Consider the following 20,186-nt stretch of genomic DNA (forward strand, 5'->3'; position numbering starts at 1 on the left):
GTATTTGATCTTTATTGCTTGTGACAAATCATTTTTTTCTATTCTTGAATGAAAGTCATTTTTTTCTGTACCTTTTTTTGCCATCCATAAGGCAAGATAGAATGTTGATTTTCGACCATTGAATTCATTTGGTCTATAATTTTATCTTGTATTTTCTTTGGAACAGTGTAAAAATCAGCATCTACACTAAAATTCCTTTCATTGTCCAAAATACCATTTTGAATCCGGATTCCAATCTTTTTACCTTTATAATACAATAGAATTTTTATCCTCCCATCGTCATACCCATTATATCCACTTGTACCATAAATCACTATCGGTTCTATAATCCCGTCATTATCGAAATCTTCAAGATAAATATATCTCGTCCAAAACCAAATACTATCTTCTCGGCTTTCTTTACTATCATTGATCTCGAAAGTTTTTATCCAACTATTATTTTCAACCCTAAAATTGAATGCCTTGATAGAGTTATTAAAAATATTTCCATCTGCCGGTTCTTTATATTTATTTTCTGTCAAGACTAAATAATACTCCCCTGTTTTATCTTTATAACTATAAACTTTCCAAATATCAAAATTTATCCCTAATTCCTTTTTTTTCTCTTTTGTGAAAATTTGCTCCGTTTTTTCTTTTGAAATTATTCTGTATTTACTGTTGTTTTCATTCGCCTGAGATTCTGACATTTCGCTAATACGTTGCGTTAGAATTGCAATATTCTTCATTTCGATATCCGAATAAACAATACTACTATTGTCATTCACTGGTTTATACCAACTGTATTTCTTGAAAAAGTCGGCATATTCTGCATTTGAAAAGATATATCCTTTTCTCGCGTAAATTTCGTTCTTCAGTAATTTTAAAGAATTAACATCTTCATTCTCCAATTTACTTTCATCAATAAGCACCGATGAACATTTGGAACAATTTATTTTATCTTGTGCATTTACCGAAACGGTAATAAGTAAAATTATATAGAGGTAAAACTTCATTTATCTATTGTTTGGTTAATTAAGAGTTTCTTTTTTTTAATCATTTTAATCCATAGCAAAAGAATTAACCGCAAAGTGCACAATCCCGCCAGAATCTTCAAAATAAAAACTATTTAATTCATCCTCACTCATTTTAAATTAATAATTCGAGGAAATTAGTGAGATTCGTGGCTACCTTCTTTTAAAATCATTTTAATCCTTTAATCTGTTGCTATTTTTTTTACACACACATTTACAATCTACATTCTAAAATTTTATTTCAGACAACTTTTTAATATAGTTACCGGATGTTGTGCTTCCCTGTTTGTACCATCAAAAATCTGGTGGCGACAACTTGTTCCAGCAGCCGAAATAGCTACCGATGCTGCTGTCCCTCTTACTTTTGGGAACAACGTATCCTCCCCCATTTGCATGCTTACCTGATAATGCTCTTTTTCATAACCAAAAGATCCTGCCATTCCGCAACATCCCGAATTATATATTGTTACCAAATTATTTTCAGGCAAATTAAGCATTGCAAAAGTAGCTTCGACGGTACTCAAAGATTTCTGATGGCAATGTCCGTGGATTTTGATTTCTTTTTTTAAATCAGAAAAAGAATCTGAAGTTATATTTTGAGAAACTATTTCTCTTTTAAAAAACTCTTCGATAGTAAAAACATTCTTAGCTAGTTTTTCGGCTTCGGGTTTATCATCTGCCAATCGAATATATTCATCACGGAAAGTTAATATTGCCGATGGTTCGATACCAATTAGCGGAGTCTCTTCGGTAATTAAATCTTTAAAAACAGTAACATTTGTGTTGGCTATTTTTTTGGCTTCTTCCAGAAATCCTTTGGATAAATACGCTCTTCCGCTTTCTTCATGATTTACCAAAACAACTTCGTAATCCAATTTTGTCAATAATTCGAAAGCATCAATTCCTACCGAAACATCATAGTAATTCGTGAATTCATCACAAAATAAATATACTTTTCCGTTACTATAATTGTCTTTTTTTAATTTTAAATGATTCGAATTATACCAGCTCCGAAATGTTTTCTTTGCCAACAAAGGAACTTTTCTTTCGGCTGCAATTCCCATACTTTTTTTAACCAAGGGCTGGTTAACCATAAAATTGGTCATCGCAGGAAAAATACTTCCTAGCTTATTTAGTCTGGCATTATTAGCAAAAATCTTATTTCTGGTCGAAAATCCGTTTGCCTTTTGGTATTGGTATAGAAATTCTGCTTTTAAAGTCGCAACATCTACATTACTGGGGCATTCGCTGGCACAGGCTTTGCAACTCACACACAACTCAAAAACCTCGTATAATTCCTTTTGGTCAAATTTATTTTCTTTCTCCGAATAAGTCAGATATTCTCTCAAGGCATTTGCTCTGGCGCGAGTGGTTTCTTTTTCATTTTTTGTGGCGCGATAACTCGGACACATCGACCCTCCTGCCGATGGTAATTTGCGGCAATCACCGGAACCATTGCATTTTTCGGCAGCACGCAAAATCCCTAAACTATCCGAGAAATCCTGAAACGTTTTAATATCCGGCTCTACTCTACCCGAAATCACGCGATGGTTTTCGTCCATCTTCAAAGCATTTACTATCTTACCGATATTCAAAACCGAATTGGGATCGAATGCCAATTTGATTCTTTTTAACAGTTCGTAATTGGTTTCGCCAATCATAAACGGAATAAACTCACCGCGAACAATTCCGTCGCCATGTTCCCCGCTTAACGAACCTCTATATTTTTTTACCAAAATAGCCACATCGGTAGCTATGGTTCTAAAAAGTACTAAGTCTTCTTTTTTCTTCAAATTCAATACCGGACGTAAATGCAGTTCTCCCGCACCTGCATGAGCATAATAAATCGCTTCTTGTCCGTGCCTTTTCATCATAGCCGAAAATTCAGCTATATAATTAGGTAAGTCGCTTAATTCAACTGCTGTATCTTCAATAGAATCGGCCGCTTTATCATCACCTACAATACTTCCTAAAAGTCCCAATCCTGCTTTTCTCAGTTCGTTTACTTTATCAATATCCGCTCCGTAAATTTTCACTAAAGCATAACCAAAATTATTTTTTTCTAAATCGGCGACTAAAGCATTCGCTTGATTTTCGGCATCTTCCAAATCATCCGAAGCCACTTCAAACATCATAATCGCTTTGGGTTCACCTACCAAAAAGAATCTGTTTTTTTTGTGTTCCCGGCTGGTTTTAGTACAATCCAAAATCGTGTCATCGATCATCTCACAAGTGTACAAATGATGCTTCATTGCCACCACAACCGATTCCAGCGATTCCTGAATGCTATGATAATGCGCCACAACCATAATATTATGTACAGGTGGCAAATCATCAACTTTTAAGGTAATTTCGGTCGTAAAAGCCAGAGTTCCTTCGCTTCCACAAAGCAGTTTTCCGAGATTAATTGTTGGTTCAGTTCCTCCAAACAAATCGGATTTTAAAAGAATATCAACAGCATATCCTGTATTCCGACGGTGAATTTCGGGTTTAGGAAATTCTTTTATAATCTCTCTCTGAGTCGCTTCATCCGAAAGCTCTTTATATATCGCTTTATATATTTTATTTTCTAATGCGTCTCCTTTGGTTTTCTCGATAAATCCGGCAGACGTGATTTCGTTAAAAACAACATCCGAACCATTGCTCAAAAGTCCTTTAACCTCAACAATTTTATCACGCGTTACACCATAACGTATCGAGGTCGTTCCTGAGGAATTATTACCGACCATTCCGCCAATCATGCAACGATTTGAAGTTGATGTATTTGGTCCAAAAAATACGCCGTATGGTTTCAGAAATAAATTCAGTTCATCGCGAATCACTCCGGGCTGTACCGTAACCGTTTTTTTTATTGGGTCAAAAGATAGGATTTTGGTAAAATTCTTCGAAACATCGACTACAATTCCATCGCCAACCGTTTGTCCGGCTAAGGAAGTTCCTGCCGTTCTTGGCGTAATCGAAATATGATGTTGTGCCGCAAACCGAATTAGTTTACTAATATCCTCTTTGGTTTTAGGCACAGCAACCGCTTTTGGTCGTATCCTGTACACCGAAGCATCGGTCGAATAAAGCGTTTTATGAAGATCATCATATAAAAGCGTTCCTTCTAATGATTCTGATAATTGTTGTAACTCCTTAATTATTGACATTATAGTTTAATTTATTGCCCAAAACAGGTTTTATTCTGAGTTACAAAAATACTTATTTTTTGGGCTCAGAGGTGTTTTTATAGGTTCAGAGTTACAAAGTGGCAAAGGTAGGTTCAGAGGCTTTCCTCATTATTGCCATCGAAAGAAGTGTTTTTGATTTTTTGTTACTCTGAGGCGGAGTCAAAGAATTAGAAGCTATTTCCTGCTATCCTTCCAATCTTTTCCTTGCTAAAGGAGCAAGAAAAAGGATTTCCCCTCCCATCAGGGCTAGGGATTTTGATTTTCATGATGAGATTTATTTTTAGAACAATTTAGATAGAAAGACTGCTCCTGCAGCACTCTATATGATTTAAAAACACATCCAAAAGGTGTTCCTTCTATGCCCTCTACAATATACCAACCCAATATTCCTTTCTCTATAAGTTTATATAATTCGTATTCAATATAATCAGCACTATAATTTAATTTCTGATAATCAGGATGAGTCCTTATAAATTCAGAAAATTTCCATTGAGAAAACTTAATTTCATTTACCCAAATGTCATATTCATAAATAATCCCATCTTTTTCAGCCGTACATCCAGCCCCATGAAACCAATATTCAATTCCATTAATAGTTCCTTTTCTCTCAAAACCTAATCCTGAAAAAGAACATGGATTTACATCCATTTTATATTTGTCTATTAATAAAGTTTCAAATTCCCTTATAAAATTGACATAGTCAGCTAAAACCTCTTGAATCATAGTTTATAAAAATATCGCTTTATTTACTCTTTTTAAAATTTCATATAAAAAAACTATTATTCCAAATCTTGCAATAATATACACTCGTCGCTTATACATTTTATTTACAGAATCCAATTCTGAATTTTCTTCTTCTAATTTTTTTATTTCTTTAATTTCACAATATCTTGTCCAAACAATTAATCCTCCTAAAATTAGTATTCCACCAATTAAAGTAATGGTACTTTCGCCTTGTATGTATTTCATTAATCCGCAAATCTATAATAAATTGTAAAAAATACAAGAAACTAAATTATGCACTTATTCAATACTTTCTGTTGGCATAAAATCTGATATTTCGTCATATTTTGGCTCAACAATCACATTACCTTTTAAATCAAGAAGACCTAGTTTTATATTAAGGGATTCTTCATAATTGCGACTCAAATAATTAAAACGAATCAGATCAAATTGGTACGATACAAACTTTCTGTTTTTATTTTTGCTCAAATCAATTGCTATTTTTTTGTCAGAACCAACAAAAGCTATGGGTTCGTCATTTATATTTGTTATGATAAATAATCCATCACCCAAGGCAACAATTCTCTTATCCTCAAAAGGCATGATCTTTTTTCCTTGCCCATTAATCATTATTGTTTCGTGCTTATTTTTAATACTTGCCAAAAGATGATTATTGTCCAAAAGCGTTAATTGTCTCCAATTAAAACCAAGAATAAATTCTCCTTTGGTATTAATTAAAGCATGATCAAGATCTCCATCGTCTTTATCATCAGATCTTGCTATTACAGCCTTACTATAGCTAAAAGGCTCTGCCTTGGCATAAATAGTTTTTACAACCTCATTACCCTTGGTATCGATATAACCAAAATTTGGATTATACTCATTGTAACGTTTGTCGCGTTTATAAACCATAACTCTTGCTAAGCCATCGCTAAAGTCCAAAATTTCTCTATAAATTGGCTGTGCCACAATTTGCCCCTTCCTATTTACAAGTCCAAAAACAAAACTATCTTCAGATTTTTCATCGGCTAAGGAAAAGGTTGCCAAGCCATTCGAAAAAACAAGATCAAGATCGTATTTGGCATCAGTAACTGTTTCTCCTTTTAGATTAATGAGTCTACCAATATTTTTTTTGTTATTATTTTTGGAAGCATATTTTTCAAACACTAATGCATACCCATTTGCAAAAGCATTAGCACCGGCATATTGAAGCTTAATCACTTCTTGACCTTTTAAATCAATATAGCCATATAATCCGTTTTTAGCTACTTTGGCAAGCCCTTGCGAAAAATATCCAATCGTATCATATATTGGCTGAACAACTATTTTTCCTTGAGTATTTATAAAACCCCATTTGTTGTTTATTTCTACCCCCGCCATTCCTTCATTAAAGAAAGTTGTGTTTGTAAACTGAACAGGAATCACCAATACTCCTGTAATATCGCAATAGCCCCACTTGCCTATTTTGTCTTTTATTTCTATAGAAACAGTCTTGTCTTTATTGGGTTCTACAGAATTATTACCTTCTATTTCTTGAGGCCCAACAGACTCCATAACCGGCAATCCAACTTTGGGGGTATATTTTCCAATATTCACAGCTACAAAGTTGTTGCCCCATGAACCAACATCATCATAGAGAAGAGGAATCACCTCATGACCTGAGGCATTAATAAACCCATGTTTGCCATCCAGACGAACTTGAGCTAAATAATTTTTCTCTTTTTGCGCAAATGCGATAGAATAAAATGTAATTACCAAAAATAGTATGGGATATTTCATATCGAGAAGTATTTCTAAAAAATTATCATCATCAGAAAGGGTATTTTTTTTTAATTTCCACATAAATGTAGATAAAGTTTTTTTAATGATACAATAATTCAATTCAAAATTAGATAGTTACTTTAAATTATCGGTACTTCATAAACTGTACAAAATCTGTACTTTCATGTTTCAATGTGGATCGCAATGTTTGTATTATTTTTAATATCTAGTTTATTCGTTTATGGGGGATTAGTTAAAAATCAAATACCAATATCTCATGTTTACAACTAAAACTCATTAAAAATAGGCGATAAAATATTAGTCTTATTTAGAAGCTTCTACTCTTTTTTCGTTAAGTACCACATACCATTGGATTTCCTACCTTAGTGAAACTAAATACAATCCATCCATTTCTCATTGAACATTATCAATTTATTATAAAAGAAATTAACCCCTCAAAACATGAAAAATTTGTAATTGGAGCGATCGGTTATATGCAAAACGTATAATCAAACTATAAAAACATATTTTCCTCGGTACTACAAAAAAACATTTTCATGTTTTTTACTGAAATTAATTACAAAAAAAACTAAATTTACCCATAGATACTGACAACCAATCAAATACGCACACAAAACACAATGTTAATTTGATTTTTTTCCCCTGATAAATAACCATTTTTAATTATTTATAAATGCTCCCCCCACTTCTAAAAACAATAACTCAACAGAACTTAATTACTATGAAAAAAATTACTCTAATTCTCGTTCTTGCAATTTGTTTTACTCCAACCTACTCACAATCCAATCCTTCTATTGACCTCTTATTTCGAAATAGCTACAAAGTTTTTGAACTTCAGAGGCTTCCAAACGGAATGTATCGGGATTCGAAACTATTAAGCGGAAATGATTATCATCCAATATCAGCAGCTAATACAGGCATGGGATTGGTCGCTATATGCATTGCCGATGCAATGGGATGGATTACTAACGGACAAGATTTGGCTTTGGCTACACTTAAAACTGCAACGGGACACACACAAGGTTTTACACCCGATAGAACATCTAATGGCTATTACAGACATTTTATGGATATTGATACGGGGCAACAAGCTTGGGGCTCTGAATACAGTACTATTGATACCGATATTTTAATGTCAGGAGCATTATTTGCGATGAAGTATTTTAAGAATGATGAAATCACAAAGTATGCTTTAGAAATGTGGAATTCAATCAACTTTGAATCCGCGATTTCAGATGCTTCTGGAGGTGCTATTTATCTATCGATGAATGCAAACGGAACTGGTATCTCGGGTTCTGCTTGGCCTTATAATGAATACATGATTGCTGCATGGTTGGCCAAAAATGCTTCTCAAACACCTACTGGACCAGGAAATGTACTATGGAATAATAATTATAGTTCCTCAACGCAATTACCAAAAGTAAATTATAATTCTATTCCAGTATTATCGGATAATGCCACACGCTTTATGCCTTCATTTACACATCAGTTCAATTACTACCTATGTAATTACTTTACGACTTCTAATGAATATATGGTGTTTTTTAAAAATGCACAGCAAGCAGATCTCGAATGGTGGAATAACATGGGAGGAAATACCTATCAATGGGGATGCGGTGCAGGCTCTGCAATCTCCTCTTCTTATCACGCAGATGCTATAAATGATAATCCTGATGAAATCGTATCTCCTCATATAATTGCTGGATTTATTCCTGTAAACCCTAATAGTAAAAATGATTTAATTGCATTATGGAATAACAATAAAGGCAAATATCTTTTACCAAATTCAACTGACCCAATTTTATGGAGACATAGTGTAAGTAATCCAACTTGGGTTCCTAATGAAATCATAGGTGTCGATTTTTCTACCATGCTCTTCGGGATTGCTACTTTACCAGAATATTTGGGAGCTAGTTTTTTTTCTACCAATAATGCTTTTTTCCCTTTACCAACACCAACTCTAAGCGTGTCTAGCTTTAATTCTAATACCATAAAGGTTTACCCCAATCCATTTGTAAATACCTTTAAATTAGAATTAGAGGAAACACATAAGAATGTTTCTGTAAACATTAATGATTTGACTGGAAAATCGGTTTACAACAAAACTTTTTCAGAATTAAAAGATCTTGACATTCAATTAAAAAACATGAGTAGTGGTTTATACATTATTGATGTACGCCAAAATGGAGAATCAAGAAAGTTTAAAGTATTAAAAAAATAATATTGTACCTACCCAACCGCTCAAATATACACAACGATAGCATGGATATTTATAGTAAAACTAAATATAATCTCATCTAATCTCTTCATTGGACATTGTAAAGCTATCATAAAAGGAATTAACACCTCAAGGTATGAAAACATTAGTAGTTGGAGCGAGTGGTTCAACAGGAAAGTTATTGGTAATGCAATTGCTAGCTGCAGGTCAGGAAGTAAAAATCATTGTTCGACCTACAAGCAATATTCCTGATACATGGAATAACAATGACAACATAACAATTATCAGGATAAATGATATTTCGAATATTCCTGTGAACGAGATGTCTGGCTATTTAAAAGACTGCCAGTCTGTAGCCTCTTGTTTGGGGCATAATCTCAGCTTTAAGGGTATGTATGGTAAACCAAAACTATTGATTACAGATACGGTTCAAATAATTTGTGAGACCATCATTAAAAATGCTCCAGAAAAACCATTACGATTTGTGTTAATGAATACAGCAGGAAATAACAACAAGAACTTAAACGAACCCGTTTCTTTTGGACAGAAAATTGTGATTGGTTTGTTTCGGTTACTTTTGCCGCCACATTCCGACAACGAAAATGCAGCAGATTATTTAAGAGTGAAAATAGGGCAAAAAAATCGTTTTATAGAATGGGTTACAGTACGTCCTGATAACTTAATCAATGCCCAAATAGTAACTGAGTATTCACTACATGCATCGCCAACTAGGAGCGCCCTGTTTAATCCAGGACAAACCAGTCGTATTAATGTAGCACACTTTATGTCTCAATTGATAATAAATGACACCATCTATAATAAATGGAGCGGACAAATGCCTGTAATTTACAACAATATAACTGAGATAAAATAAAAAAGGGCAGCATCATAAACCTCAACCATTCGGATATATAACTATAGCTTAGATTTTTTTCTCATACGTTAAGAAAAAAATTAAAGATCGAGTAACATTAACTTATTTGGAGACACCCCATACTTCTTTTTAAATGCAAATGAAAAATGAGAGAGATCTTCAAAACCCACTTCCAGATAAACTTCTGTTGGTTTTTTCTTTTTCTCAGACAACTGATAATAGGCTAATTGCAACCTCTTTTCGGTTAGCCATTTTTGAGGTGTAATATTGAAATACTTTTTAAAGTCTCTATTAAACGTTGACAAACTTCGACCTGTCAAATAACCTAATTTTTCCATTGGCATATTGAACATAAAATTTCGTTCCATGAAACTAATTAAATCAACCTTGCCAGGTTCATCGAAATTTGCCAAAATAGCATCTACACTTTTATCAATCTCTCTCAAAATACTTATTGCTTCGGTAATTTTTAACGATGCAATATTCTCAGGAAACTCCCCTTTCAATTCAAAATACGGACTCACCGAAGCCAAGCAACTCTCCAACAATGGATGATTGCTAAAACTGTATATTTTCTGTTCAATAGTATGTTTTTTACTAATATCAATTTTTTCATAGAATTTTTTTAGCCGTTCAATTGATAAATGCATTACCACTGTTTTATGTGGTTGTCCATTTTTAGGATAATTTATTATTGTAGCCAGAAGATTTCTCGGGATTAAAAATATATCCCCTGTCTTAAAATAAAAAGTAGTATCGGCCTGTATTATTTTTGTTTCCCCTGAGATAAACCAAATCAACATATGATCATCAAACATCAAGTCTGATTTAAACAGTTTATCATCATAGCTAGAAAGCTTAATTTCGGGGGTTAAGTATTTTGAAATATGTTCCATCTTTAATGCTATATGCTAAAAATTAATCAAGTTTATATATTTCCATTTTAAAGCTCTCATTTTTTTGCTAGCTCAAATATAGTTATCTCCAGTGGCATACCAATTCAAGCTGGATAACCAAATCTATAGTTTATATATTACCGTTCTTTATTTGGTATAATCCTGCCCAATATTTATATACCAATTGAGCAGGAAAATATGTTTTACCTGTAATCCTTACCAAAAACTTCGCAGAGACCTCATTTACATTACTATTAAAATTTCCATTTTTTTAAAATCTCAATAAAGTACAGATTTAGGAAACCTGAAAGGACATACCAGTCATTTGCTCACTTAAATCCCATAATCTTTTGGCATTCGTTTCGTCCAGAGAATAAAGTTCTACACCATATGATCCAACACTGTCTTCCCCATTAGCTAACGGGGCAATATCGCCATCTTCACAATAAACGCCTCCAATATGATCAAGCAAAGAACTTGTAGCGCACCATACGGTCGTAGCTGCACCTTGTGGAATCGATTTTAATCTTGCAGCCACTTCAGGAATCATATTACCATCTACATCTAGGAAACCCATTTTTTGGAATAATTCTAATGAGGCCTCTCTGCCTAACTCAGTTCCTGCAATTGAACCTGGATGTAATGAATATACTCTTATATTATATGCTTTAGCACGATTGTCTAGTTCAACAGAAAATAAATTACTAGCTGTTTTTGACTGTCCGTAAGCTTGTAGGGTTTCGTATTCTCTGTAAAGAAAATTAGGATCTTCAAAATTGAAAGGAGCCATTTGGTGGCCAAGAGAAGACACATTAATAACTCTCGCACCGTTGGCTTTTTTAAGTGCTGGGAATAATTTTGCAGTTAAATGGAATTGCCCTAAATAATTGGTAGCCAATTGTGATTCGATTCCTCGAATATCTCTACGCAAAGGCACCCACATAATACCTGCATTGTTTATAAGCGTATGCAAAGGCCTATTTGACGCAAGGAATTTTTCGGCAAATGCATTAATAGAAGTTGGATTCATAATATCCATCATTTCTAATTCTACATTTTTAATTCCGTCAAGATTCTTCCTAGCTTTCTCAACATCTCTTGCAGGTACAATTACAGTTGCACCCGCTTTTGCAAGTACTTTAGTCGTTTCAAGACCAATTCCTGCATTTCCACCTGTTACAATTACTATTTTCCCTTTAAGATCAATCTCTTTGATTACATCATTTGTTGTTGATGTTGCATTAAATCCTGAACCAATTGGTTGTTGCAATGCTCCTTGATAATTATTCAATCTCATTTTTTTATTATTAAAAAGTTATAGGGCAAAATTAGGAGCATTACATGTGCTTGACTTTGTTCAAAAAGTCAATTTACTTTGTTAAGAATGTCTACTTATAACATAATACTAATTGTAACCTCTTTTTATGGTCAATCATTTTTCTTAATTTACAGTTATTCTATAACTGATTAGCTCGAAAATACGCAAAAAAAAACAATCATAACAAACTATACCATAGAACATTAATGCATTTTACGGTATTTTTTTTATCTTAGCTAAGCAAATGAAAATCCAAAAATAGCAACAGCATTTAGTAACAAAACATTTACATAATCAAAAAACCACATTATGAAAATAAAAAACTATTACTTTATCCTTTTTCTCCTATTCCATTTTTCTTCAGTTTGTTTTGGACAAGATATCGTTAGACTTGACAAGAAAAAAATCTCGGCAGCCAGTTTAGACGCCAAAATCAAGTCATTAATGAAATCTGCAAATGTAGAAGGGATAGCTATAGCCGTTTTTAATAACAATAAACCTGTTTACAAAAAGACTTTTGGCTATAAAAATGCGTTCACTAAAGACCCCATAAAAAATGAAACCAACTTTTACGGAGCTTCATTAAGCAAAGCTGTGTTTGCTGTTATGGTAATGACACTTGTTCAAAAAGGTATTCTCGATTTAGACAAACCATTACAGGATTATTTACCTAAGCCTATTTATGAATATAAGCCAACTAAAAAATGGCATGACAACTACGAAGATCTAAGAAAAGACACAGCCTATAAAAAAATAACAGCTAGGATGTGTCTGGATCACACCTCGGGTTTTCCAAACTGGAGATGGAATGAACCAGATGAAAAATTAAGAGTTAAGACTACTCCAGGTTCCCGATATAGTTATTCTGGTGAAGGATTAGTTTATCTACAAGTTGTACTGGAATATTATCTGGACAAGCCATTAGAAGAAATGATGCAAGAAAGCGTCTTTATACCTTTAAAAATGAACAATTCATCTTATAAATGGCTGCCAAAATTTGAAAAAGATTATTGTGTAGGTCATAATTCAAAGGGAGAGCCGTATGAAAAAGATAAAGATAACGATGTTAGATCCGCAAGTACCTTAGAAACGACTCTGGATGATTATACGCTTTTTACCAAAGGTGTACTCAATAACCAAATACTTACTGCAAGTACTACAAAAGAAATGTTTACCCAGCAAATTAAAATCAAATCCATTAAACAGTTTGGTCCAATGAGTCTACGTGACTCAACAGCCAATGACAAAATTAATCTGGGTTACGGACTTGGCTGGGGACTACTGCAATCGCCTCATGGAACTGGCGCCTTCAAGGAAGGACATGGAGATGGTTTCCAGCATTATTCCATTATTTTCCCACAAACAGGAATAGGTATTGTAATCCTAAGCAATAGCGACAACACAGAAAGCATTTATACAGAATTATTAGAAACTGCAATTGGGGATATTTATACACCTTGGAGATGGCAGGATCATATCCCATATAATCTAAAAAAATAAAACAGAAAAGATATAAAAACAAAAAGAAGCCGTCTCAAAATTTTGCATTGAGACAGCTCCTTTCTTATCCTTTTTTGTAATAGAATACAATAATTTTGTATAGGAGATTGCAAATACTATTGCAACGTATTTTTCTTTGGTGGAAAAAAGAAATGCAAAGGCTTATTTAAAAAATACCTGAAGATAGCTCTTGCCACTTGCCTTAATTCTGAGAGCGGAATGTTTCGGGAACGAAATGCAAGCCCAAGTGACAAGCTGAAACTAACAATAAAATTGACTAAACCAATAAGTCCAATACCTAATATTGACCATAAAAACATCCATTTGGTAACATAAAAATCTGCCCCATATAAAGCCATTGCAAAGTTCCCACTTGCAAAAGTAATGTGTCTTATATCAATATTTAATCCAAAGAATATTCCAATAAAAACTGTACTTCCCATAAAAACACCAAACCAGAAATTGGAAATTATTCCTGCCCATTTTTTTTCATATAATGATGCTAATTTCTTAGTCCACTTTTTGCCTAAACTCAGTTTAAGCAATGGATGCTCCTGAATACGATAGTAAATATGATTGTGTTTATCGCGATTGGCAATACTACCGGCAATAATTCCAGATAAAAACAGAAAAACCCCAGCTATAGCTGCATGAAAAATTGCCGGAGAAAAAATCGGATTCAAATCATTGATCAAAGTAGGCCATTTTTCCTGTGCAATATTATAATGAAATATTATATCAATAAGCCAGATTCCGAGTAATGAAACTGGAAAAGCAAAAATTACGTTCCCCACGAAAGCAATAAACTGCGAGCGGAATACTCTGGCAAAAAATATAGCAAACTCTTTATACTTGTACTCTTTTTTGTCCTGTATTTTTTGTTTGAAATCTTCTTGCAAAGCCCTTACCAGTGCAGAAGCCGTCATTGCAGGCTGCTTCGTTGCCAGCGTAAACCCAAGAATGTAAATTATGATGAATCCAATGGAATAATTCATACTATATAAAAAAACATGCCCAAAGCCGCTAGTTTCTACTTTCCCCAATATGAGTTTGATAATACACAATATTCCGACTATAAAACCGCCACCAGCTGCAGAGTAGAACATTTTATAATACTCCTTACGGCTGTTTGTAATATAATGTTCCCCAGTATTGGCCGTATGTTGAGTTATTTCGTAAGATAAAAGCTGGGTACTCTCATTGATTAGTTTTTGAATATTGTTTTTATCACAATTGTATTTAATCAGTTTATAAGCGAGGTAAATCGTATTCCTATTGGCATCTTTCTCTTCTCCTTGTATCAAAAGTGGTAATAGAGAATTTAGGCGGCTGAGTTGCTGACGGATTCGTAGCAGGCTTTGGTTCACTCGTAATGAAATACCAAATTTATTACTGTTTTTAAAAGCAGTTTCTATATAGTCTACACATTGTTTGTGCAGTATAATTAATTGTTTGTAACCTAAATCATCTTCATCAATATAATTCTCAGGAGATTCGATCAGTTTCTCATTCATGAGCAATAATTCTCGTTGAAAGGCAATAAATGGACTCTCCAGATTTTCATATTCTGGTACCATCTGGATTACATCTGTTTCCATCGCAGACCCACAAATGCGATAAGTAATAACTTCCATCGCAAAAACCAATTCATTAAATGATGAATTCTCATCGCTAACCCCATAAATAGAACGAAATTTTAACAAATAAAACAAATCCCGGATTTGCTCCTGAGGTATTTTATTAATCCATATCGGGTCGGTATTCACAAAAAACACCTGATTTAAAATAAATTGCAATGTATCCTTTTCTGGCTGCTCGGGAATTAATTTAGCAAAAATCCTCTTGCGTACTTCAAAAAAGAAATTGGCATCCTGAAGAATTCCTGCATCTGAAAGGATTTTATTAAACTTTTTCTTTTCTAAATGGGCACTAATACAGTCCATCAGTCCATTACGATAATTTGGGTTTTGATGCAGCAATCGTATTAGTTCTGACAGATCTACAACAGTTATTTTTTTTGGCTTTTTTGGGCGAACTAAATTCACTAATTCTACCAGTAACTCAACATTTTCTCTGTTAGCTTCCCATAACTGTTCATTATTAAAGTTTTTTTCAAAATAGTATTCTAATGTCATTTTTGGTTTTCTCCTCAATTTCATTCTAATCAAATTTAATTATTGCTAATCCTTTGTTATCTGGTACAAAAAAGGTCGCTCGTTCTTGCGATGCAATATACTGTATAAGAATTAAAGTCATTTTAATTTTCTCATAAAGAATTTTCGGATCTAAAAGAGTAAAACAGGTAATTCTACGTAAAAAACTATAATTGTATTTTTATAATTTTAGACATCGTGAATTGTAAATATTAATAGAGCTATAGAAATCAGTAACAGCTATTTTTCGGAGGCAAAAAAGCAAAATTAAATAACAATGGAAAATACAAATTTAGAAAATATTTTAAAAAGGATATTTAGTGGCATACATAAGGAAGAAACTTCTATTGAAAAAGTCATAAAGAAGTTTAAGAATAAGGCTAAGAAAATAATCTATAGTTTTATTAGTGATACTAAACAAGTTCAGGTTGGCCCTGTTATTAGCGCAATTCCGGCTCAAGGAATAAAAATAGAACAGCCAGGTACATACTATCTCACTAATGATATTATCTGGCTTCCGGGATCAGAAGATCAATACATCGCTATAAATATCACATGTAGTGATGTAATTCTTGATTTAAACGGGCATAAGATTACTGCAGTTTGCTTAGATCACACTGCCGAAATTATTGGTATTAATGTTGGTTCTCTCGAAGGATGCCAAAATATTACGATTCAGAATGGTGAATTAATCAACATGTCTCTGCATGGCATAAGTGCTGGATTAATTAGTAATTTAAATATCATGAACATTACGATAAAAGGTTCTGAATACACCTATTTTGGTGGTGATGCATTTATAACGGCTTCAGGTATTTATATTGAATTTTCCAATTATGTAAATATAACACGCTGTACCATAACAGGAGTAAAAGTTACAGCACCTGCGTATGCAGGTATCCAGTTGTTTGCATCCGCAAATGCTACAGTATCTAATTGTTATGCCAGCAATTTGATTAACCTGGATGGGACAGTAACCGGGTTCAGTTATGTTGAAGGTTGCAAACATGTACTTACTCTTAATTGTCACTCGTCAGAATCCCGTTCTCATTATCAAGCAAATCCCTTAGGAACAACTACAACTTTTGGTCATACGGTTTTAGGTTTTCTACCTACTGCGTGTTCTAACCTTCACTACGAAAATTGTACTGCTACCAACCTGAGAGGTTGTTGTGATGATTGCCATGGCATGTCTATTTTTGACTCTAACGATGTTACAGTAGTTGGTTTTAGGGCGACTGGGATTGTTGATGGAGATGCCCCGGTAAATACTGGGGCAAAAGCTACAGGACTGGAAGTTTATGGCAACAATATTCTTGTAAAGTTCTGCGTGGTCGAAAACATATTTGCAATTGTTCCTCAAGACAAACAAAGTTGTGGCTTTAGTGCGGCAGGCAATAACATTACATTCGAGTCATGTGTTGCAAACAATGTTTTAGTATTTGATGAGAACAGAAATCCTACCAATGATTACGATAAATATGGTTATGGAATGGGGTTTGGTTGGGCTCCGGACCCCCGTAAACCATTTATAGATATGTATGCAAAAGACACTATATATCTAAATTGTAGTTCTATAAATTGCCAGGTTGGGTTTGATACATGGAACCATATTAATGGAATATGGGAAAATTGGGTAGTTGAAAATTGTAATATAGATGTGCTTCAGCAACCCAATACTATTAGAATATTTAGCATGAACAATTGCTCAGAGCTACCTCCTGGAATGATCAGTCCCATAACTATTCGTAATCAATCCTCAAATAATAGTTTTATACCGGTAGTAAATTGATAATGTAAACATATTTTATTCATACCGGGAAGATTAGACAGAAATTAGGAGGTGAAGCAATAATTGAAGAAATCCACTGAGGATTCCAGCATTGGAAGCGATTGCACTTTCCGGAAAGCAAATAATTTCTTTGCTGATTAAATTGTCATTCATCCCAAATATTACAGCAAACAATCCAAAATGTAAATGGACCAATTCAGAAGGCATCAACTTAACAGCCGTTAGATTTTTAGATCTGAAAAGTCCAGATGGCAATATTTGGAGTATAATCAATTAACAATTCAGGAAGTTTAATTACAACAGCTATTTTAAAATAACCACAATATGATTTTAAAATATATACCTGACAGAAGTCTAATAATAGGATTGCTTGCTATGTATTCTTTCGATTTTGTTTTTGGAATTACAAAAAGGTTCTGTCGCATCTGTTTCATTAAAACATAATTAAAGTGGTAACATTAAAAAGTTATGCTACTAAAGAACAGAATGATTTAAACATAGTGATCCCTGGATTACTCATTTGTTTTTTTTCTCAGCATGTGACAACTTCAATTCCACTAAGAGTTCTCTTTGCAGATTCAAAGCTTTTAAAGCCTAAGCCATTTTGTATCCTCCATTTTATAAATCGATGATCTTGTTCAACAATATTGTTGAGATATTTACATTGTCGAATTGCTATTTTGGAAAACGAACGTTTGTTATAAACTTTGATAGCTCTTATGTTTGAGCCGCTTTTATCAATATTCATAATATCTGGTTTACAATTATTCGCAATTGTCTTTATTAAAAATGACTGAGCACTCATCCTCTGTCTTCCTCTAGTCAACAGGAAATCAACTGTATCTCCAGACTTATCAACGGCTCTATAGAGATAACACCACTCTCCTTTAACTTTTATATAAGTCTCATCCATGCTCCAGCTAGTACCAACTTCTTTCTTTCGTTTGTTCATTTGTGCTTCAATAAATGGGATAAATTTATATACCCAACGTTGGATTGTAGCATGGTCAACTTGAACTCCTCTCATTTTCATTATCTCTTCAACATCTCGGTAACTTAACGAAAACCTAAGTTTAAAATATACGGACTGAAGAATAATAAATTTGGGATAACAATGACCTTTTGTATTCATTAATTTGAGAATTTAAAAAAAGACAAAGGTAAAACTTAACTTTAGATGTGACAGAACCAAAGATTACCATTGCCATCTTCCGATATATTATTTAATGAAAGATTAGCAGCGTCTACGGGAGCATACCCAGTATAACAGCTAAATAAAAAAACATCCTTAACGCGGTCGAGACGTTTAATTGAGAAATTTTTATTTTCAATTCGATCTAGTTCTTCCTGACTAAGAAATATAGCGTCAGTAATATATAGTTTACCATCATAAACACTAAATGGATCTTTATCTATTAAACCCATTCTAACACTATATTTACAAGCTGTCTTATACATCCGCATATAATTTTGACTACAGAATTGTTTTGGACACCAATTTTGCCTTTAAAATGGCTATCGTACTTAAGTAACGCTTCCAGATTGTAAACGTAGGAACTGGTCACTTCATCTAAAGACATGTCCGAAATACCATACTGTTTTTTCATAAAGGTTACCAGTAAATCTTTTGCGCGCTCATACTTCTGATGTGATGCGGTGGATCGTTCTCCTGCATTGACCTTTCTTTGGAAGAATTCATTATGCCTATTCATAATTTCAATTATTCTGACACCATCTTCCTTTATAACTGATTCCCCCTTTAAATTCATCTTTGAGTAATTGCAAAGAAAAATCCTGATCAATTTTAAGTAGTTCATTGAACTTCTTTTCCATACCTAGAAGAAAAAGATCCTAGGCATTTTGATTACCTTTTCTTTTTCAAGTTTCAGGACATTTCTAAGATTGCCAGTGAATATCCATCTTTCTTTCGAGATAAATTTTCTAGTGCTCATTGAAATTGTTTTGTTCTTATAGGAAATACGGGCGAATATTGGTGATTCGCCATTTTTGCCAACTTTGGTATACTTTAGATAAAAAATTACTTTTAACATGCTATCTAGTTTTTAAATTAATACTCAAATTGATTTAAAAATTTTGCGAGAGCCTAGAGTTGACAGGGAATTCCCGGGGAATTCACAACTTTTAGTGTACCTAAAATCAAAAAAAAGTCTGATTTTTTTTAGGTACACCAATAAGTACACTGTTCTTTGATAAAGTATGTGCTTTTTGACAAAGTACAAAAAACAAAAAAGCCTTTAAATACTAGTATTTAAAGGCTTTTGATTTTTAAAGTTTCCTTTGAAACTTCATCTGGCGGAGAAAGAGGCTCCGAAACCTTTATATAAATCCCAGTAAATACAGGGGTTACGATACAATAACAAACTGAGGGTCACCTATAGGATCACTTAACTTTCGTATAATCAAATCATTACAATGTAAAGATAGAAAATAAACAATTACATGACTAATTTCCACTACTAATTTTGCTTGAGTTTATAGATTTTACCAGATATTAAAAGTTCAAAAAAATTAGCTTTATTAGATCATTCTGGAGTCGATGGGGCTACAATCGAACACCTAATTCCTATATTAATGTTTATAGACAAGCTTAGTAAAAAGCCTTTAAACACAAATGTTTAAAGGCTTTTTTATGACTTTTTAAATTTAATAAAAATCATTAATCGTTAAGTTTTTTTTCCTAAAAATGATGCTTTTTTTTAACTGAAAATAATCCTAAAAAATGATTCAAG

Annotated in this window: 15 protein-coding genes; 4 read left to right on the forward strand and 11 right to left on the reverse strand. The window is 33.3% G+C overall.

Features of this window, described 5'->3' with window-relative positions:
- Positions 1 to 38: 38 nt before the first annotated feature.
- From OIU83_RS01110 to OIU83_RS01130, 5 genes are all read right to left on the reverse strand, one after another.
- Positions 39 to 992 (reverse strand): YARHG domain-containing protein, encoded by a 954-nt coding sequence (locus tag OIU83_RS01110; protein WP_264204438.1) that lies wholly within the window; start codon positions 990 to 992, stop codon positions 39 to 41.
- Positions 993 to 1,246: 254 nt separating this feature from the next.
- Positions 1,247 to 4,159 (reverse strand): FAD-binding and (Fe-S)-binding domain-containing protein, encoded by a 2,913-nt coding sequence (locus OIU83_RS01115; protein WP_264204439.1) that lies wholly within the window; start codon positions 4,157 to 4,159, stop codon positions 1,247 to 1,249.
- Positions 4,160 to 4,426: 267 nt separating this feature from the next.
- Entirely contained in the window at positions 4,427 to 4,903 is a 477-nt protein-coding gene (locus tag OIU83_RS01120; protein ID WP_404827626.1) for a DUF6896 domain-containing protein, read from the reverse strand.
- 3 nt (positions 4,904 to 4,906) lie between these two features.
- On the reverse strand, positions 4,907 to 5,149 hold the full coding sequence (locus OIU83_RS01125; RefSeq protein ID WP_264204441.1) for a hypothetical protein: 243 nt from the start codon (positions 5,147 to 5,149) through the stop codon (positions 4,907 to 4,909).
- Between the two features lie 54 nt (positions 5,150 to 5,203).
- Complete coding sequence (locus OIU83_RS01130) at positions 5,204 to 6,745, reverse strand: WG repeat-containing protein (protein WP_264204442.1); 1,542 nt, start codon at positions 6,743 to 6,745, stop codon at positions 5,204 to 5,206.
- Positions 6,746 to 7,406: 661 nt separating this feature from the next.
- Here OIU83_RS01130 and OIU83_RS01135 point away from each other — a divergent pair.
- Positions 7,407 to 8,906, forward strand: a complete 1,500-nt coding sequence (locus OIU83_RS01135) for a T9SS type A sorting domain-containing protein (RefSeq protein WP_264204443.1) — start codon at positions 7,407 to 7,409, stop codon at positions 8,904 to 8,906.
- Positions 8,907 to 9,039: 133 nt separating this feature from the next.
- Positions 9,040 to 9,777, forward strand: a complete 738-nt coding sequence (locus tag OIU83_RS01140) for an SDR family oxidoreductase (RefSeq protein ID WP_264204444.1) — start codon at positions 9,040 to 9,042, stop codon at positions 9,775 to 9,777.
- Positions 9,778 to 9,857: 80 nt separating this feature from the next.
- On the opposite strand, the gene OIU83_RS01145 is transcribed toward OIU83_RS01140, so the two are convergent.
- Together OIU83_RS01145 and OIU83_RS01150 are read right to left on the reverse strand one after the other, a co-directional pair.
- Entirely contained in the window at positions 9,858 to 10,673 is an 816-nt protein-coding gene (locus OIU83_RS01145) for a helix-turn-helix domain-containing protein (RefSeq protein ID WP_264204445.1), read from the reverse strand.
- A gap of 295 nt (positions 10,674 to 10,968) precedes the next feature.
- Entirely contained in the window at positions 10,969 to 11,970 is a 1,002-nt protein-coding gene (locus OIU83_RS01150) for an SDR family NAD(P)-dependent oxidoreductase (RefSeq protein ID WP_264204446.1), read from the reverse strand.
- 330 nt (positions 11,971 to 12,300) lie between these two features.
- Between OIU83_RS01150 and OIU83_RS01155 the strand changes: the two genes are divergently transcribed.
- Positions 12,301 to 13,491 (forward strand): serine hydrolase domain-containing protein, encoded by a 1,191-nt coding sequence (locus OIU83_RS01155; RefSeq protein WP_264204447.1) that lies wholly within the window; start codon positions 12,301 to 12,303, stop codon positions 13,489 to 13,491.
- Positions 13,492 to 13,607: 116 nt separating this feature from the next.
- Here OIU83_RS01155 and OIU83_RS01160 read toward each other — a convergent pair whose 3' ends face one another.
- Positions 13,608 to 15,626, reverse strand: a complete 2,019-nt coding sequence (locus OIU83_RS01160; protein WP_264204448.1) for a site-specific recombinase — start codon at positions 15,624 to 15,626, stop codon at positions 13,608 to 13,610.
- Positions 15,627 to 15,921: 295 nt separating this feature from the next.
- Here OIU83_RS01160 and OIU83_RS01165 point away from each other — a divergent pair, with 295 nt between their 5' ends.
- The gene (locus tag OIU83_RS01165) at positions 15,922 to 17,436 is read left to right on the forward strand and encodes a right-handed parallel beta-helix repeat-containing protein (protein WP_264204449.1); all 1,515 of its coding nucleotides are present in this window, start codon (positions 15,922 to 15,924) and stop codon (positions 17,434 to 17,436) included.
- Positions 17,437 to 17,968: 532 nt separating this feature from the next.
- On the opposite strand, the gene OIU83_RS01170 is transcribed toward OIU83_RS01165, so the two are convergent.
- The 3 genes from OIU83_RS01170 to OIU83_RS23565 all read right to left on the reverse strand — a co-directional run bounded on the left by OIU83_RS01170 (position 17,969) and on the right by OIU83_RS23565 (position 19,487).
- A complete protein-coding gene (locus OIU83_RS01170) occupies positions 17,969 to 18,568 on the reverse strand; it encodes an IS6 family transposase (RefSeq protein ID WP_404827627.1) in 600 nt (199 codons plus the stop codon).
- 41 nt (positions 18,569 to 18,609) lie between these two features.
- The gene (locus OIU83_RS01175) at positions 18,610 to 18,900 is read right to left on the reverse strand and encodes a site-specific integrase (RefSeq protein WP_264204450.1); all 291 of its coding nucleotides are present in this window, start codon (positions 18,898 to 18,900) and stop codon (positions 18,610 to 18,612) included.
- Between the two features lie 371 nt (positions 18,901 to 19,271).
- A complete protein-coding gene (locus tag OIU83_RS23565) occupies positions 19,272 to 19,487 on the reverse strand; it encodes a hypothetical protein (RefSeq protein WP_404827628.1) in 216 nt (71 codons plus the stop codon).
- Positions 19,488 to 20,186 lie beyond the last annotated feature (699 nt).

This window comes from Flavobacterium shii (assembly GCF_025847235.1).
Lineage (GTDB): Bacteria > Bacteroidota > Bacteroidia > Flavobacteriales > Flavobacteriaceae > Flavobacterium > Flavobacterium shii.

Coding starts and splice junctions, on each gene's coding strand:
- OIU83_RS01165 (WP_264204449.1), top strand. CDS start 15,922: ATGGAAAATACAAATTTAGAAAATATTTTAAAAAGGATATTTAGTGGC.
- OIU83_RS01145 (WP_264204445.1), bottom strand. CDS start 10,673: ATGGAACATATTTCAAAATACTTAACCCCCGAAATTAAGCTTTCTAGC.
- OIU83_RS01140 (WP_264204444.1), top strand. CDS start 9,040: ATGAAAACATTAGTAGTTGGAGCGAGTGGTTCAACAGGAAAGTTATTG.
- OIU83_RS01155 (WP_264204447.1), top strand. CDS start 12,301: ATGAAAATAAAAAACTATTACTTTATCCTTTTTCTCCTATTCCATTTT.
- OIU83_RS01170 (WP_404827627.1), bottom strand. CDS start 18,568: ATGAATACAAAAGGTCATTGTTATCCCAAATTTATTATTCTTCAGTCC.
- OIU83_RS01125 (WP_264204441.1), bottom strand. CDS start 5,149: ATGAAATACATACAAGGCGAAAGTACCATTACTTTAATTGGTGGAATA.
- OIU83_RS01135 (WP_264204443.1), top strand. CDS start 7,407: ATGAAAAAAATTACTCTAATTCTCGTTCTTGCAATTTGTTTTACTCCA.
- OIU83_RS01120 (WP_404827626.1), bottom strand. CDS start 4,903: ATGATTCAAGAGGTTTTAGCTGACTATGTCAATTTTATAAGGGAATTT.
- OIU83_RS01175 (WP_264204450.1), bottom strand. CDS start 18,900: ATGCGGATGTATAAGACAGCTTGTAAATATAGTGTTAGAATGGGTTTA.
- OIU83_RS01110 (WP_264204438.1), bottom strand. CDS start 992: ATGAAGTTTTACCTCTATATAATTTTACTTATTACCGTTTCGGTAAAT.
- OIU83_RS23565 (WP_404827628.1), bottom strand. CDS start 19,487: ATGTTAAAAGTAATTTTTTATCTAAAGTATACCAAAGTTGGCAAAAAT.
- OIU83_RS01160 (WP_264204448.1), bottom strand. CDS start 15,626: ATGACATTAGAATACTATTTTGAAAAAAACTTTAATAATGAACAGTTA.
- OIU83_RS01150 (WP_264204446.1), bottom strand. CDS start 11,970: ATGAGATTGAATAATTATCAAGGAGCATTGCAACAACCAATTGGTTCA.
- OIU83_RS01115 (WP_264204439.1), bottom strand. CDS start 4,159: ATGTCAATAATTAAGGAGTTACAACAATTATCAGAATCATTAGAAGGA.
- OIU83_RS01130 (WP_264204442.1), bottom strand. CDS start 6,745: ATGTGGAAATTAAAAAAAAATACCCTTTCTGATGATGATAATTTTTTA.